Source organism: Brachybacterium sp. GU-2, from assembly GCF_030866705.2.
In the GTDB taxonomy this organism is placed as follows: domain Bacteria; phylum Actinomycetota; class Actinomycetes; order Actinomycetales; family Dermabacteraceae; genus Brachybacterium; species Brachybacterium conglomeratum.
In genome coordinates this window covers 430503-446174 of sequence record NZ_CP133037.2, presented here as the reverse complement: position 1 = coordinate 446174, position 15672 = coordinate 430503, and the positions used below count along the sequence as shown (strand labels likewise).

The window sequence follows — 15672 nt, the reverse complement described above, 5'->3', positions numbered from 1 at the left end:
TTCAGCCTTTCGCGACGACGATGAGAGACACGACCAGGTCCTGGAGCACGGCCGCTGGAAGCAGGATCATCCACCCGATCTCCATGAACCGGTCCGGTCGGAACATCGGCAGCTTCCGCCGCAACCAGACCAGCACGGTCAGCACCGCCACGGTCTTCACCAGCGACCATGCCCAGCCGGGCAGCACGGGTCCGGCGCCCCCACCCAGGAACAGCGGTACCGCGAAGGCCGCCCCGGCAGTTAGGAACGCGTAGCGCCCGGCCAGGAAAACGAGGCGGTCCACCCCGGAGAGTTCACTCAGCACACCACCGGCAATGTCCGCGGAAAGGGCCGGGGCGAAAGGGCCCCACACCGAGAATCCGGTGACACCGATCAGATAGACCAGGAACGCCACCGGCATCCACACCACGAACCACAGGCCCTCCTGCGCGGCAGCCACCTCGCCGACGCGAAGACTGCCGGCCGCGATCGCCGGGGCCACCAGCGCAAACATCAAGGGGAGCTCGTAGGCCAGCCCATGGGCAAGGAGCCGGTAGCCACCCACCAGGCTGTGCGTCGAATTGGCGCCCCACCCGGCCAACCACACCATGGCCCAGACCATGACGTCCACGGCGTTGAACCACACCACCCCCACGTCCAGGTCCGCCAGCGTCCAGTGCCCCAACGGGATCACCGCGACCATCACGAAAGCCCCGACCAGCAGGCCCGCGCCACCGATCCGCCACAGCAACGTGTCCGCGGCCACGGTGGTCCGGCGCCGCTGCCGCAGCAGCCGCGCGGTGCGGGCCACGGGCGCCACCCAGCCACCGGAGGCGCCGTGGGCGCGAGCGGACAGTGCCGCCCCCAAAGCAACAGCGAAGAACGCGAGGCCGCCCAGAATGATGGCCGCTAGCACAGCCCATCCGGCAGAGACGGTCGTCACCACGGACTCAGACATGCCTCGCCTCCTGGACGGCTGGGAACGGAACAAGATCCAGGCTCGCCACCGCCAGCCGCACAGAGGCCACTTCCAACCCTGTCACCAGGTGCGGCACTATCTCCCAAGGCACCACACCCGCGTCGATCGGCGCCACGGGCTCCTCGCTGCGTGTCTCGGCTCGGACCGCGTCGAGGCTCCACAGCAACCGGTCGTGGGCGTCTCCGAGACAACGGCTCGGCAAGCCATGACGCTCTAGATCAGCGGAGGTGAGAGGCAGAACGCTCCGCAGAGACCAACGCAGCAGCCGCGATTTCCGCACTGTGCGGTACAACCGCTCAACGGCTTCCTGGGCAGCATCTTGTTCGCCGTGCAGCAGTGTGTCCCGGGCATGGCGGGCACGGGCTACCGCGTCTTCCGCCCCCGCAAGTGCCAGCAACGCCAGGGCATTGTCACACCGCACCGCCGCAGACACGGGGCCGGGACGCTTCACCTGCACCAGGTTGCCGTAGCCCCCACCATCGATCACAGCTGCCTCGGCGTCTACCACGACATCGCCCTGCAACGAGCAGTGAAGGACCAGCCCTGCCGGCCAGAACGGCAAGACAGGACCCAACGCCAGATGCAGGACATCCATCTCCAGACCATCACGGTCTTCCCCGCCCTGGGCCAACGGGATGCCCCCCGGAGCCATGTCCATGCCGCCGTGGCCGCCATGATTTTCGTGGCTCTCGTGGCTCTCGTGGCTCTCGTGGCTCTCGTGGCTCTCGTGGCCGCCATGGCCCGCATGGTCCCTATGGCCATCGTGGCTCTCGTGGTCCGTCTGGTCATGTTCCATCTCGCCATGGCCTGCGTTCCTCATACCGGGGTGGTCTTCGGGGGACGTCCCGTCGTGCTCACCATGGTCGAGGCCCCCGTGGTCCATTTCGTTGGAGTCGTCAGAAAGCTGAGGTTCCTGAAGCCGGTCCTGGGCATCTGCTCTATGACCGGGAGTGTCGAGAAGAAGGTCTGCGGCGGTACGTAGAGCCGATGCCACAGCGTCGGGCGAGCTGATGCTGGTGCGTACACGCGGACCGGGCATCTGCTCCCAGATGAGGTCCACCAGTTCCGCCAGTTCAGGGCCGGGCACGCCGCACACCGCTAGGACGTCCGCATCGGCTGGGGTCCACGCCCGTCGCCATCCACGGCGCAGCATCTGATGTTCGAGCTCCACCCGTGTCGACCACTGGCCCGGCGGCTCGACAACGAGGACGTGGGCAGCACGGACGGCGAGTCCGGCGAGGAGTTCGTTCAGGCCCATCGAAACGCCCCTTCCCGCCAAGCCCAGGCCACAGCGACAAGCAGAGCGCCGAGAAAGAGGAACATCTCGACGACTGCGGAGAGCCCCTTCTCAATCACGACCACGGCCCAGGGGTACATGAACAGCATCTCGACGTCGAAGGCCAGGAAGATGATGGACGCAAGATACCAACGCACGTGGAAGCGCGATAGGGCGTGCTCCTGGGGCACCCATCCAGATTGGGCAGGCAACGAGGTCAACGGATCGACGTGAACCGTCAAGACACGATGCGCCGCGAACAGCGCCACGAGGGTCAGCATCGCCACCAAGGCCATGGCCACAATCCCGAAATACATCACGATCCGACCTTTCGGCAGGGCGGGGCATAGAGCTCTGGGCTCCATGATAGGGAGGAACCCACCGTAGCGAGATCTTCCCTCTCACTCTGAATCATCTGACTGAACCGGCCTCCTCGACTGCGCCGAGGACCGTGGTGTCGTCGATTTCGTTCTCGGAGGTGACGACGAGGCGAACCGTCTGGGCGCTCACCTGGAGGTCGGTCACCTCGGAGAGCCCCCGACAACGTCGGAGGGTCTCCCCTGGCGGGGGACAACGGGTAGGCACGCTCCACGCGGGCCTTCCGGCGAGCAGGTTGGTCGCTGGCACACGTCTGTTCGTGAACGCCGCGGACGATGAGCTGACGATCGGTCGAATCGATCGCAGTGACGCAGCCGGTCTCACCGTGGCGCCCTCGGGGGCGTGGCCGTACGGCATCAGGACTCGTAATCGATCTCTGTCATCATGCCGGCTTCCTGGTGGTACGCGTTGTGGCAGTGTGCCGCCCAGCGTCCCGGGTTGTCCGCATCGAAATCGAGAGCGAACGATTCCATAGGGGCCATCATCACGGTGTCCTTCCGAAGACCGGACGGCAGGGCGAAGGTGTGGCCGTGGATGTGCAGGGGATGGCTCATCATCGTCTGGTTGGTCGCGATGATCCGCACGCGCTGTCCCTTGCGAATGCTGAGAGGAGTGTTCTGCCCGTAGGGCGCTCCGTTGATGGCCCACTGGTAGGGCTGCATCGATCCTTGGAATGCGAGCTCGAGTTCGGTGTCGACAGCGCGGTCCTCGAGTCGCGAGGCTTCGGCCGGTTCCAGGATGGACCCGATGAGGACCTCCCCGTCGAGCTCTCTGACCTGGACGTCCGGAGCGGGCACTTCCCCGGCACCGGTCTTCAGCACGGCGAGTCCCTGGCCGCCGCTGGGTTTCCCGACGGGCCGCGCCACCAGAGGGAACATGCCGTCCTTCACGGTGACCACCATGTCGTAGCGCTCGCCCATGCCGAGGTAGAGCGCCTTGGCGGTGACCGGTTCGACGGGGAATCCATCCGAGTGGGTGACGGAGAGGTCGTGGTCGCCGAGCGCGAGGGCGAAGATGGTGTCGGCGGAGGCGTTGATCAGACGGATGCGCACGCGCTGGCCGGGCTTCGCCTCGAAGATCTCCGGTGCTTCGGGAACCCGGCCGTTGACCAGGAAGTGGGGGTAGGCCACGTCACCGGCGTCGCCCCAGGGCTCGTCCCCCATCGGCATGCCGCCGTGGTCCATGCCGCCAGGTCCGTCGTCGCCCATGGGCATGTCGCCGTGGTCCATGCCGCCTGCATCCGAAGGCCCGGCGCCGGTCAGCGCGGCCAGGACCTCATCGGGGGTCTGCCCGGTCCCATCGATCCAGTCATCGAGGGTCACGATCCATTCCGCATCGTAGTCCCCGGGTTCGTCGGGATCGTCGATGATCAGCGGGGCGTAGAGCCCGCGGTCGAGCTGCAGGCCGACGTGGGAGTGGAGGAAGTAGGTGCCGGGGTCGGGGGCGACGAATTCGTAGGTGTAGGAGGTGTCCGGCTCGACCGGGTCCTGAGTCATGCCGGGCACCCCGTCGGCGGCGTTGTGCAGACGGATGCCGTGCCAGTGGATCGTGGAGGTCTCCGGCAGCCGGTTCTCGAGCGTGATGCGCAGCAGATCCCCGGCTGTGGCGCGGATCAGCGGTCCGGGGAGGGTCTCGCCGTATGCCCAGGTCGAGACCGTCTTCCCTCCGAGGTCCACCGTCGTCGGCGCCGCGGCGAGGGTCTGGGTGACGACGTTCTGACCGGCTTTCGGCGTCAGGGCAGGAGGCGGTGCGAAGCCTCCAACTTCGGTCGGAGCGGCTCGGTCGCCACATGCCGCGAGCGTCAGTGCTGCCGCGCCGAGGCCTCCGGAGAACACGGTGCGGCGGGAAAAAGTCTTCACAGGTGCAGTCCTTCTGGAGCGAGGGGGTGGTGTCATGGCCGAAAGGCGTCCAAGACCAGTCGTCGTCGTTGCTCGAACTCGTCTGCCGTGATCTCTCCTCGAGCCAGGCGCAGGGAGAGTTCCCGATCGCCTCGTTCTCGTCCCGAGCGCGTCGGGGGCGCCCGGGAAGCACGGTGCGTGCCAGCAGCAGTGCCGAGGCCCAGAGGAGTACGAGGAGGCCGGCGACCATCGCCCACATCAGCCACGACATCGCATCGGTCGGCATCATCGAGCAGCTCCCTTGGTCGAGTACGTACGCGAGACGGTCCCCACCAGGTTCCCCCGGGGCGGGGGAAGATCTCGTCGAGAGTTCTTCAAGATCCGGTCCAGATAGTCCGCCTGCACCTCCATAGACGCGCGGTGTCCAGGAACGGAGACCAGACTGGAGCTCATGAGGAGTGAATCGGCTCGAGCCGCAGCGATGGTTCTCGTCGTCGAGGACGAAGCGGCGCTGTCGGACGTCGTCCAGGCGTATCTCGCGAAGGCCGGCTACGCGACTGCGAGCGCGCGGAGCGGTCCCGAAGCGGTGGAGATGGCCCGTGCCCTGGCGCCGGACGTGATCGTCCTCGACCTCGGCCTGCCCGGTCTCGATGGCTTGGAGGTGATGCGCAGGATCCGCACTTTCTCGGACTGCTACGTGCTGATCACGACGGCGCGATCCGAGGAGGTGGACCGCCTGGTGGGGCTCTCGGTGGGGGCGGATGACTACCTCACCAAGCCGTTCAGCGTGCGTGAGCTCGTCGCCCGGGTCCAGGCCGTGCTGCGGCGGCCTCGCGTCGAGTCAGGGAATGCTTCAGGCATGGTGCGTACGTTCGGCGAGCTGGAGATCGACACGGCTGCGCAGGAAGTACGACTCGCTGGCCGGGCGATCCCGTTGACCCCCACCGAGAGGGGGCTCCTGATGACCCTGGCGCACCGTCCGGGCCAGGCCTTCAGCCGCAGACAGCTGATGGAAGCCGTCTGGGGCGACAGCTGGATCGGAGACGACCATCTCGTCGATGTGCACATCGCCAACCTCCGCCGGAAGCTCGACGAGTCGGCTGAGTCCGCACGGTTCATCACCACGGTGCGCGGTATCGGATACCGGATGGGGAAGGGATGAGCTCGTGACCGCTCCCAGTACCTCTGTTCGAACGGTCCGGCCTGGCACCAGCTTGGCCTCGCGCCTGATGATCGGCCAGCTCATCGTGCTGCTCGCCGGTGCGCTCACCATCACGGTCCTGACGGTGATCATCGGACCTGCCGTCTTCCATTACCACCTGCTCCAGACCGACCTCCCGGTGGGCAGCGACGAGCTCGTCCACATCGAACGTGCCTACCGCGACGCTCTTGCCCTTGCGCTGGGCGTCGGCCTGGTCGTCTCTCTGTTAGCTGCAGGCCTCGTCACCTGGAATCTGGCGCGACGACTCCGCAAGACGCTTCAGAGCCTTACCTCCGCTGTCGATGAGCTGTCCCGAGGCCACTACTCCACACGCGTGCCCTCCGTCGGAGCCGGGACCGAGCTGGATTCGCTGGCGGCCACGCTCAACGACATGGCTGCACGTCTGGATGCCGTCGAAGAGACCCGACGCCAGCTGCTCGCTGACCTCGCGCATGAGCTGCGCACCCCGATCGCCACCCTCTCCGCGCATCACGAGGCCATGGCCGACGGCGTCATCGAAGCCGATGCGGCCATGCCCATCCTCGCCGGCCAGACCGTGCGACTGTCGCGGTTGGCCGACGACATCAGTGAGGTGTCCCGGGCCGAGGAGGGCCAGCTCCCGGTACAGCTGCACCCCCTCGCCGTCGATGACTTGCTGGCATCAGCACTCCAGGAATGGGAGGAACGGTTCGAGACAGCGGGTGTGGCATTACGACGAGAAGTCGCCCTGCCCCACTCCGTGACGATCCACGCGGACCCGGACCGCCTCGCCCAAGTACTTGGGAACTTGCTGAGCAATGCTCTGCGGCACACTTCCCCCGGAGGCACCGTCACGGTCTCGGCAGCCACCCACGGCAGTGCGGTGGAGATCGCGGTAGCAGACGACGGTGAGGGATTCACCGCTGAGGACCGGTCTCGCCTGTTCGAACGGTTCTTCCGCGCCGACAGCTCCCGCACCCGGGAGAACTCCGGCTCAGGCATCGGCCTGACGATCAGTCGAGCCCTGGTCGATGCGCACGGCGGGACCATGGCCGCGGCCAGTGAGGGCTCAGGGCGGGGAGCCACCTTCACCATCCGGTTGCCCCGAGCAATCGTCTGACCGCTGAGCCGGCCGCGTACGGCGGGCTCAGCGATCAGACGATCGTGGTGAAGTTGCCGATCCGCACCTGGAGCAGTGCCATCCATTGCTCCCACACTCCGGAGACCAGCAGGAGCCCGATCGCGATGAGCACGGAGCCGCCAACGATCTGGAGCGTGCGGCGATGCCGGGACAGCACTCTGGAGATGCCGAGGGCGCGCCGGAACACGAGAGCGAAGAGGATGAACGGGATCCCGAGCCCGATCGCATAGCCGAAAGCCAGGAGAGCGCCGCGGCTCGCGGAGGCCTCCCCGAGGCTGAGTGCGGCGACTGCGGCGAACGTCGGCCCGATGCACGGGGTCCAGGAGAAGCCGAACGTGATCCCGAGCAGCGGGGCGCCTGCGAGTCCGGCATCGGGGCGCTTCCGGATCCTTTTCACACCGGAGAGGCGGGGGAAGATTCCCACGAACACCAGGCCCATGAGGATGACCAGCACCCCGGAGATCCGATTGATCGCGCTCGTGTACTGGATCACCAATGACCCGAGTGCACCGACGAAACCGCCGATGACCAGGAACACCGCCGTGAAGCCCGCGACGAACAGCACAGCGCCGGTGACCAGGCGCCATGGCCGTTCCCCGGGATCGCCGGTGCGGGGCGGCCCGGCGCTTCCTCCGGTGAGCCCGGTGATGTATCCGAGGTAGCCGGGGACCACCGGAAGCACGCACGGCGAGAGGAACGCGACCAGACCGGCCACCATCGACAGCAGCAGGGCTGCGGCCAGGGGTCCGCTCAGCACGGTGGTGGCGAACAGTTCACCCATCAGGCGGCCTCCGCTAGCACGGCATCCAAGAGGCTCTCTAGGGTGCTCTGATCGGCTGCGCCCGCGATCCGGGCGGCTACTCGTCCTTCAGCATCGAGGATCAAAGTCGTGGGGACGGCGTTGGGCGAGACGCTGCCGTCCATGGACGCGATCACCGCGCCGTCGGTGTCGGGGATCGAGGGGTAGGTGATGCCGAAAGTCTCCTCGAACGCGGCGGCCGGCCCGGCCTTGTCGCGCGTGTTCACGCCCACGAATTCCACTCCCAGGGCGCTGTACTCGGAGTGCACGGCCTTCAGCGCCGGTGCTTCGACCCGGCACGGCGGACACGACGCATACCAGACGTTGATCAGCAAGGGTGCACCGCGCAGCGCCGTGGAGTCGAAGTCGTCGCCGTCGTAGGTGGTTCCCCGAATCTCCAGAGGATCGGCGCGTCCCTCCGGGGGGATCTCGACGACAACACCATCACCGGAAACGTACCCGGCATTCGCCTCACTCGCCGCATCCGAGGAACCGCTGCACGCCGCAAGCAGGGGAGCAAGGACGAGCAGACCGCCGCCCAGTCGGAGCGTGGTCCGCCGACTCGGGCCGGGCCGAGCCCTACTCCGCACGACTGGGTCGATGACGGGGCGTCGAAGTGCGGTGCGGATGCTTCGTCGGCTCACGTCAGCTGGAGACTAGTCAGACAGGTCAGATCATCCTCCGCCTGGGTCGAGATGGACGCGACCCCGGTGTCGTCCTCGAGGGTGCACGTGAGCTCCGCGGTGATCCCGCGCGGCAGCCAGAAACCGAGGAACCCGTTGTCATGAGAGGTGCGAGTGCCCTCCTCGAGGATTTCGCCCGAGCTGCTGTCGACCACGCTCACGGTGAGCTCGCGGCTGCGCAGTTCTCCGCGGCACGTCGTCAGACTGTGGAACACGCACTCGTGCGTGGTCTCCACGAACGCGGCCACCGACAGGTAGAACTGATCCTGCGGAAGGGGCAGCTCGGCCTCGCGCCCCGCATCGTCTCGGAGCTGGAGGGACGTAGCAGTGACGCTGGCGATCAGGTTCTGTGGTCGCTCGGCCACCGGGAGCGCTTCGAGCTGATCGATGATCTCGTGCGCGTCGGCGTCGGCGAAGCCATGTTCCCGGAGCAGCTCCTGATCACCCGTGACGGATGCGGGCTCGGACCCGCCGGTCCCGCAGCCGGCGACCACGAGCGGGAACAGGCCGGCACCGAGCACGAGCGATCGCCGGGGCAGCCGCACGGTGCGACGACGGGGCCTACCCCCGGAGGAGGCGCGCGGGCCTCGAAGGTACGACGGGGTGGTCATCACGCAGGCTCGATCTCGCTCTCGACGACCCACTTGTGGTTCGTCATCATCATCCCGTCGGCCTCGTAGTCGACCATGTACACGGTCTCCTCGGTGGCACTGTCGATGGTGGCTTCAGCGCCCTCCATGCCCGTCATGTGGTCGGCGGTGATGACCACTTCGGTGCCCTCCGCCAGCGGTGCCTCTCCCGGGTTCTCGAGCTCCTCGTGGACGACCCATTTGTGGTCGGTGACCGGCTCGCCGCCATCGGTCGGGGTGAAGCTGACCGAGTAGGTCGTGGTGTTGAAGGCACCGGAGATCGTCGCCGTCGCCCCCTCCATGCCCTCCATGTGGTCCGCCGTGAGTGTCACTTCCGTGCCGACCGGGAACTCGGGATCCTCCGCGGGCACCATCCCCTCAGGCGCTGGGCCGCCATCCATCGGGTGCTCCATGCCCCCGTGGCCACCACCATCGGACGCCTCCGATGCCTCGGACCCACCCGATGTCTGACCGTCGTCAGACCCGTTGTCGGTGCATCCGGCAAACACAATCGCACCGGTGAAGACGACGGCCGCGAGGCGACCGAAAGAACGACGAGAACGCATAATCTCTCCTAGTCAGAGGACACTTTGCACCAGCCTATGCGCCCCAGGTCAAGGTCTCCTCAAGGTCAGATCTTGACTTCTTGAGCACCGCGCTGACCAGTCGGCCCGCATTGCCTCCGAACGTACGGTCTACTCGCTTCCGTCCTACGGGGCGCCCTGGCTATCGTCGTCGAGGCGGGCTGGTATCCGCCGGGCCGTTCGGAACGAGAAGGAGCAGGACCATGACCCATCACGTCGCATCAATGCTTCAGACCTACCCGAAGGACCTCGGCACCATCGACCAGCAGAAGCTCGCCGCATGCATCGAGGCCTGCTTCGAGTGCGCCCAGACCTGCACAGCCTGCGCGGACGCCTGCTTGGCCGAGGACATGGTGGCGGAGTTGACCCAGTGCATCCGCCGGAACCAGGACTGCGCCGACGTCTGCGAAGCCACCGGACGCGTCCTGTCCCGTCAGACGGGCGAGAACATCGCGCTCAACCGTGCTCTACTCGAGGCGTGTCAGGCGGCGTGCCGGTCCTGCGCCGAGGAGTGCGAGAAGCACGCTGAAATGCACAAGCACTGCAAGGTCTGCGCGGACGCCTGTCGCCGCTGCAAGCAGGCCTGTGCCGAGCTGCTGGCCTCGATCAGCTAACGACGCTGTCTCTGCACGTAGAGGGAGCCCCGACCATTGGTCGAGGCTCCCTCTACGCGGGCGTTGCGACCTGCGGTCAGCGGAAGGTGACGAAGGTCGGCGAACCCCAGATGGTCCGCTCGGTGACGGCGCCCGGGGTGCGCCCCGCGTCGATGACCGTGTCGCCGCCCGCGTAGATCCCGAGGTGGCCGGGCCACACCACGAGGTCGCCGGGCTGGGCCTCGGACTTCGAGATCGTGGTTCCAGCCGCAACCTGCTGCGACGAGGTGCGGGGCAGGTCGATACCGGCCTGCTTGTACGCGTACGAGCTCAGGCCCGAGCAGTCGAAGCTGACGCCCGGCTTGGAGGTGCCCCACGAGTAGGAGGCCCCGATCTGGCTGCGCGCGGCGTCGACGATCGCCTGCTGCGAGTTCGTCGCGGAGTTCGAGGGGGCGGGAGCAGAGGTTCCACCGCCCGAGGTCGATGCGCCGCCGTTCAGTGCGCCGCGCGTCTCGGGGCCCACGATGCCGTCGATCTTCAGGCCATGCGAGCGCTGGAAGTCCTTCACGGCCCCATGGGTGAGCTTGCCGAACTTGCCATCGACCGACAGCGAGGCACCGTGTTCGTTCAGTGCCGTCTGGAGCTGCTCGACCGACGAGCCCTGCGATCCCCACCGCAGCTTCTCGGCCGCAAGCGCGGATGTCGCATGTGCCGGGGCCGGCGCCGCCGGCGCAGCAGCCTGTGCAGAAATGGCAGGTGCGGCGGGCGACGCGGCGGGGGCGGCCTGAGCCGGGCCCGCGGCGAAAGCGGATCCGAGGAGGACCGTGCCGAGGACAGCGGCACCGCCGGTGCCCCGCAACGCGCGGCCAGCGGTCCCGACAGGCGTGACTGCTCGGCCGAAGGCGCGGTGGGTGTTGTTATGGGCCATGTTTCTACTCCGTAGGTTTCCCTCCTCGAGACGGGAGGGAGTCGATGACTTCGTCAGTGCCGCAGCGACGGCAGAGCGACCAGTGAAGCGCCAGCTCATTTCGTGGGCAGTGAAACCAACGTACGGGCTGGTTCGGCGGTTCTACGGAGGCATGGGGTGCCCTGCCTGAAGATTTAACCGCGGCTTTGCGCACGCCCTCCTGATACCCCCGGAGGGTAGGCCGGGCCTTTACCTGTACGGTCGAAAGGATGACGCGAGAGATCGAACGCATTCTCAAGATTGTCTTAAGGCAGCGCTGCACTCATCAGCGGACCCGTGCTGCAAGACGTGCGCGGACGCACCACGGCCCGGCACCATCAGGACTGGTGCAGCGATAGGTGACAGCTGGGGTTAGGCCGCCAGGCTGACGGTCGGGTTCATGATGATCTCGTACTCGATGGGGGTCAACCGGCCCAGGCTGTCCTGCCGGCGGCGGCGGTGGTAGGTCCGTTCGATCCAGGTGATGATCGCGATCCGGAGCTCCTCGCGAGTGCGCCACCGCTTGCGGTTCAGGACGTTCTTCTGCAGCAGCGCGAAGAAGGACTCCATCGCGGCGTTGTCGCCGGCAGCGCCGACTTGCCCCATCGATCCGATCAGGTGATGGCGGTGCAGGGGCACTTCGAGGTGTACGTGGGAGGTGACCCAGTGGATGACCCGTGAGGGCGCAGCGCTATCGATGCCCCGGCAGCCGAGAGTGGCCGCGCCGACACTGCCGCAGTTCTTCCCTACGTGGGAGCTCCGACGGGATGGGCAGCCTTGCGACGGGCGAGACGGCCTGCCTGGTCTTGAGTCGCGGCGACGAGAGAACCTGGGGAGACTCTGGCCCTGGCCACCAGCCGGCCCCGTTCTGTGCTCGCCCCGCGTGCCCCTGGTCCAGGAGCGGCACTCGAAGGTCGATCGCCGTCGTGATGGTGACCCCGAGGCTCGTGCGGTCTCCAGCCGGCGCGACTCTAGCGGTCACTCTAGCGGTCACATCGCCGCTAAAAAAGACAACGCCCTGGTGAGAAACTTGTTCTCACCAGGGCCTTTGTCGGGCTGACAGGATTTGAACCTGCGACCCCTTGACCCCCAGTCAAGTGCGCTACCAAGCTGCGCCACAGCCCGAGACCCTCCGTCACCGGAGGACCGAGGAACACAGTACCCCGCTCCGGGCGCTGGAGCGAATCGAGAGGGGCGTGACCTGCGGCACCCGTGGCGGAGCGCAGATCCGCGGCGCCCATGGGATAGACGCGCCGGGCGGTGGTCGTCGGGCGCGCCGGCCTCGCCCAGCTCCTACACTCCAGGCATGGCTGAGCGACGGATGCGACGGGGGGAGGAGCGCGCGACTCCCCACGGAGAGACCCCGTACTCGCCGACCTCCCTCCTGCGCGCCCTCACCGCGGACCCCTACTCGGTCGACCCGCTGCGGGAGGACGAGCACCCGCTGGAGTCGGCCACGCCGCCCGACAACCGTCGGATGCGCGCCGTCACCCTGCTGCTGGCCGTGCTGCTCGGCTTCGCGGTCGCCGTCTCCGTGGTCGACCTGCGGCAGGAGGCCGCCGGTGCCGACAGCCCTCGCGCGCTGCTCGAGGAGGAGGTGCGCGAGGTGCGCGCCGAGACCGACCTGCTCGAGGATCGTCGCACGCTCCTCGAGCAGGAGATCCTCGAGGCGCAGGAGGAGGTCCTCGACACCGCCGACGGCAGCTCCGCGGAGCGGATCGGCGAGTACGAGCGCGCGGGCTACGGCGTGTCGCTGACCGGCCCGGGCGTGCAGCTGACCCTCGACGACTCCGCCCCGCTGCCCTCCCGCCCCGGCGCGGGTCCGGGCACCGTGAACCGGGTGACCGACGGCGACCTGCAGATCGCCGTGAACGGCCTCTGGGCCGCCGGTGCCGAGGCGATCTCCGTCAACGGCCAGCGCGTCACCGAGACCACCGCGATCCGCACCGCCGGCTCCGCGGTGCTCGTCGACTTCCGCCCGCTCTCCCCGCCCTACGAGATCACCGCGCTCGGCGATCCCGAGCAGCTGCGCGCCGGGGTCGAGGAGGCGGAGGCGGGCGAGTACCTCTCGGAGATCTCGACCCGCTACGGCATCGGCCTGACCTGGACGGCGGGGGAGGAGCTCTCCACGCCCGCCCGCGCCCAGGGCACCCTGCGCGAGGCGTCCCTGCTCGAGGACCCCGCCGGGTCCGCGCCCGCGGACGTCCGCGACCCGACCCCCGACAGCGCCGCCGAGGGCGGCGCGGACCAGGAGGACACCCCGTGATCGCCATCCTCGGCCTGGTGGTGGGCATCGTGCTGGGCGTCGTCGTCCAGCCCGACGTCCCCGCCGGCCTGCAGCCCTATCTCCCGATCGCCGTGGTGGCGGCGCTGGACACCCTCGCGGGTGGTCTGCGTGCGAGCCTCGACGGCGCCTTCGACGCCCACGTGTTCATCACCTCGTTCCTGTTCAACGTGCTGATCGCCGCGTTCCTGGTGTTCCTCGGGGACCAGCTCGGGGTCGGCTCCCAGCTCTCCACCGCCGTGATCGTCGTGCTCGGCATCCGGATCTTCTCCAACGCGGCCGCGATCCGGCGGCTCCTGTTCCGGTCATGAGCGACGGCACCCGCACCCCGACCAGCCGCGACCAGCAGCGGATCGTCTGGCAACGGCTGAAGGACACCCTCCGGCCGCAGGCGACCGTCGCCCAGGTGATCGTGGGACTGCTGTGCCTTTTGCTCGGCGTGTCGATCGCCGCGCAGATGGGCCGCAACGACGAGTCCCTCGAGGGGGCCACTCAGCAGGAGCTGGTGCGCCTGCTGGACGAGTCCGGGCGCCACGCCTCGGACCTCGAGCTCGAGAATGCCGAGCTCGAGCGCACCCTGGAGACGCTCCGCTCGGGACGCGAGGGCGACGTCGCCGCGCAGGACGCGGCCGAGCAGCGGCTCGCCGACCTCGAGATCCTGGCCGGCACCGCCCCCGCCCAGGGGCGCGGGATCGTCGTCTCGATCGCGGATCCGGAGCAGGGCGTGCGCGCCTCGACCCTGCTGGGCGTGCTGCAGGAGCTGCGCAACGCCGGCGCCGAGGTGGTGCAGATCGGCGACGTGCGCGTGGTCGCCTCGACCTCGATCACCACCGCGCCCGACGGAGGGCTGCTCGTGGACGGCCTGCCGATCCGCGCGCCCTACACGCTGAAGGCGATCGGCGATCCCGCCGTGATGGAGCCCGCGCTGCGGATACCCGGCGGTGCGGCCGACTCGGTCTCGGGCGACGGCGGGACGCTCTCCGCGGCCGCCGAGGACGAGGTCCGGGTCGAGGCGACCGTGGACCTCAGCGCTCCCGAGCACTCCCGGGTGGTCAAGTGATCGTCAAATCCTGACGTGCTGGAGGGAAGGAACCCCCGGTGGGCGCCATGGACGTGCGAGAATGGATCAGCGGCGGCCTGCACCTCCACGACGCAGGGTCGCAGCAGGCCAGGAAGGGGTGTGAGGTGTCAGGGAACACCGAGTGGAACGACGGCAATCTCGACCACACGTCGAAGCTGAGCGCGATCTCGCCCAGCGACCCCCTCGAGGACGCCGGGCCCGGCCTGTCCTCGCAGGATCGTCGGGCGATCGAGAACCTGCCCCCGCGCAGTGCGCTGCTGATCGTGCGGAGGGGCCCGAACCTCGGCGCCCGCTTCCTGCTGGACTCGGAGACCACGGTCGCGGGGCGCCACCCCAAGAGCGAGATCTTCCTCGACGACGTCACGGTCTCCCGCAAGCATGCTGCCTTCGTGCGTGACGGCGACGGCTTCCTGGTGCGCGACCTCGGCTCGCTCAACGGCACCTACGTGGGCAAGGATCGCGTCGACGAGGCGCGCCTGCACGCCGGCCAGGACGTGCAGATCGGCAAGTACCGACTGACCTACCACCCGTTCCCCGGGACGGTCTGACCAGATGCCGGCCGCCGCCTCGCGCAGGCCGGGCGCCACCGCCGCCGCACGCATGAGCATCGGCCAGGTGCTCGAGATGCTGCGGGACGAGTTCCCCGACCTCGCCCACTCCAAGCTCCACTACCTGGAGTCCGAGGGCCTCATCGCGCCCGCACGCACTCCTGCCGGCTATCGCAAGTACAGCCGCGAGGACGTGGACCGACTGCGCTTCGTGCTGCGCGCGCAGCGGGACCGGTTCTGGCCGCTGAAGGTCATCAAGGAGCATCTGCTCGAGCACGGCGTCGACTCCGAGGTCACCTCGATCGCCTCCCGGCCCGGCCCCAGCTCCACCCTCCAGCCGGTGCGGCTGGACCGGCGCGGCCTCGTCCGTGAGGCGGGGGTGGAGGAGGACTTCCTCGCCGAGCTGGAGCAGTACGGCTTCCTGACGGACGATGTGCTCTTCTACGGCACCGCCGAGCTCGAGATCGTCGCCGCCGCCCGCGACCTCGCCGACGAGGGCCTGCACCCGCGCCACCTGGTGATGCTGCGCACCGCCGCCGAGCGGGAGGCGCACATGATCCGCTCCGTGGCCCGGCCCCGCTCCCGGGCGGGGGACGCCGCGGCGCGCGGCGAGGCGGAGGACTTCGCCCGCGACCTCGGCGAGTCGATGATCACCCTCCACGGCGCGATGCTGCGCACCAAGCTGCGGGAGGTCTGAGCGCACCGGGCTCCTGGCACCTCACTCGTCACCTCTCCGTGACCTTCGCGCGGCGCG

At 68.3% G+C, this 15672-nt stretch carries 18 protein-coding genes, 1 tRNA gene and 1 pseudogene; 8 read left to right on the top strand and 12 right to left on the bottom strand.

Features of this window, described 5'->3' with window-relative positions; all coding sequences use genetic code 11:
- Position 1: 1 nt before the first annotated feature.
- The 5 genes from RBL05_RS02135 to RBL05_RS02115 all read right to left on the bottom strand — a co-directional run bounded on the left by RBL05_RS02135 (position 2) and on the right by RBL05_RS02115 (position 4707).
- On the bottom strand, positions 2-937 hold the full coding sequence (locus RBL05_RS02135; RefSeq protein ID WP_308740746.1) for a complex I subunit 1 family protein: 936 nt from the start codon (positions 935-937) through the stop codon (positions 2-4).
- Positions 930-2216 carry a hypothetical protein gene (locus RBL05_RS02130; protein WP_308740747.1) on the bottom strand — a complete coding sequence of 429 codons (1287 nt, stop codon included), beginning with the start codon at positions 2214-2216 and terminating at the stop codon, positions 930-932. The genes RBL05_RS02135 and RBL05_RS02130 overlap by 8 nt, the downstream gene beginning before the upstream one ends.
- Entirely contained in the window at positions 2207-2551 is a 345-nt protein-coding gene (locus tag RBL05_RS02125) for an NADH-quinone oxidoreductase subunit A (RefSeq protein ID WP_308741138.1), read from the bottom strand. The genes RBL05_RS02130 and RBL05_RS02125 overlap by 10 nt, the downstream gene beginning before the upstream one ends.
- Before the next feature lie 417 nt (positions 2552-2968).
- Positions 2969-4507 (bottom strand): multicopper oxidase family protein, encoded by a 1539-nt coding sequence (locus RBL05_RS02120; protein WP_318604047.1) that lies wholly within the window; start codon positions 4505-4507, stop codon positions 2969-2971.
- Entirely contained in the window at positions 4504-4707 is a 204-nt protein-coding gene (locus RBL05_RS02115) for an SHOCT domain-containing protein (RefSeq protein WP_318604306.1), read from the bottom strand. Before RBL05_RS02115 ends, RBL05_RS02120 begins: the two co-directional genes overlap by 4 nt.
- Positions 4708-4931: 224 nt before the next feature.
- Between RBL05_RS02115 and RBL05_RS02110 the strand changes: the two genes are divergently transcribed.
- Both RBL05_RS02110 and RBL05_RS02105 read left to right on the top strand, forming a co-directional pair.
- Complete coding sequence (locus RBL05_RS02110) at positions 4932-5612, top strand: response regulator transcription factor (RefSeq protein ID WP_318604046.1); 681 nt, start codon at positions 4932-4934, stop codon at positions 5610-5612.
- A 67-nt stretch (positions 5613-5679) separates the two neighbouring features.
- Entirely contained in the window at positions 5680-6750 is a 1071-nt protein-coding gene (locus RBL05_RS02105; RefSeq protein ID WP_318604045.1) for a sensor histidine kinase, read from the top strand.
- 34 nt (positions 6751-6784) lie between these two features.
- On the opposite strand, the gene RBL05_RS02100 is transcribed toward RBL05_RS02105, so the two are convergent.
- From RBL05_RS02100 to RBL05_RS02085, 4 genes are all read right to left on the bottom strand, one after another.
- Complete coding sequence (locus RBL05_RS02100; protein WP_010534540.1) at positions 6785-7552, bottom strand: cytochrome c biogenesis CcdA family protein; 768 nt, start codon at positions 7550-7552, stop codon at positions 6785-6787.
- Positions 7552-8160 (bottom strand): TlpA family protein disulfide reductase, encoded by a 609-nt coding sequence (locus tag RBL05_RS02095; RefSeq protein WP_412523786.1) that lies wholly within the window; start codon positions 8158-8160, stop codon positions 7552-7554. Before RBL05_RS02095 ends, RBL05_RS02100 begins: the two co-directional genes overlap by 1 nt.
- A gap of 50 nt (positions 8161-8210) precedes the next feature.
- Positions 8211-8747, bottom strand: coding sequence for a CueP family metal-binding protein (locus RBL05_RS02090; RefSeq protein ID WP_308740751.1), 537 nt, complete (start codon positions 8745-8747; stop codon positions 8211-8213).
- A 116-nt stretch (positions 8748-8863) separates the two neighbouring features.
- Entirely contained in the window at positions 8864-9448 is a 585-nt protein-coding gene (locus RBL05_RS02085) for a YdhK family protein (protein WP_308740752.1), read from the bottom strand.
- Positions 9449-9669: 221 nt separating this feature from the next.
- Here RBL05_RS02085 and RBL05_RS02080 point away from each other — a divergent pair, with 221 nt between their 5' ends.
- A complete protein-coding gene (locus RBL05_RS02080) occupies positions 9670-10080 on the top strand; it encodes a four-helix bundle copper-binding protein (RefSeq protein WP_308740753.1) in 411 nt (136 codons plus the stop codon).
- Between the two features lie 76 nt (positions 10081-10156).
- On the opposite strand, the gene RBL05_RS02075 is transcribed toward RBL05_RS02080, so the two are convergent.
- From RBL05_RS02075 to RBL05_RS02065, 3 genes and pseudogenes are all read right to left on the bottom strand, one after another.
- Entirely contained in the window at positions 10157-10987 is an 831-nt protein-coding gene (locus RBL05_RS02075; RefSeq protein ID WP_308740754.1) for an NlpC/P60 family protein, read from the bottom strand.
- Between the two features lie 390 nt (positions 10988-11377).
- Positions 11378-11638, bottom strand: a pseudogene (locus tag RBL05_RS02070) (integrase core domain-containing protein); the annotation flags it as partial.
- Between the two features lie 418 nt (positions 11639-12056).
- A tRNA-Pro gene (locus RBL05_RS02065) sits at positions 12057-12130 on the bottom strand.
- Positions 12131-12311: 181 nt separating this feature from the next.
- Between RBL05_RS02065 and RBL05_RS02060 the strand changes: the two genes are divergently transcribed.
- The 5 genes from RBL05_RS02060 to RBL05_RS02040 all read left to right on the top strand — a co-directional run bounded on the left by RBL05_RS02060 (position 12312) and on the right by RBL05_RS02040 (position 15615).
- Positions 12312-13271, top strand: a complete 960-nt coding sequence (locus tag RBL05_RS02060) for a DUF881 domain-containing protein (protein WP_263309651.1) — start codon at positions 12312-12314, stop codon at positions 13269-13271.
- Positions 13268-13600, top strand: a complete 333-nt coding sequence (locus RBL05_RS02055) for a small basic family protein (protein ID WP_010551520.1) — start codon at positions 13268-13270, stop codon at positions 13598-13600. Before RBL05_RS02060 ends, RBL05_RS02055 begins: the two co-directional genes overlap by 4 nt.
- Entirely contained in the window at positions 13597-14349 is a 753-nt protein-coding gene (locus RBL05_RS02050) for a DUF881 domain-containing protein (RefSeq protein ID WP_263309650.1), read from the top strand. Before RBL05_RS02055 ends, RBL05_RS02050 begins: the two co-directional genes overlap by 4 nt.
- A 125-nt stretch (positions 14350-14474) precedes the next feature.
- On the top strand, positions 14475-14918 hold the full coding sequence (locus RBL05_RS02045; RefSeq protein WP_263309649.1) for an FHA domain-containing protein: 444 nt from the start codon (positions 14475-14477) through the stop codon (positions 14916-14918).
- A 52-nt stretch (positions 14919-14970) separates the two neighbouring features.
- Complete coding sequence (locus tag RBL05_RS02040) at positions 14971-15615, top strand: MerR family transcriptional regulator (protein WP_263309648.1); 645 nt, start codon at positions 14971-14973, stop codon at positions 15613-15615.
- The last annotated feature ends 57 nt before the right edge of the window (positions 15616-15672 follow it).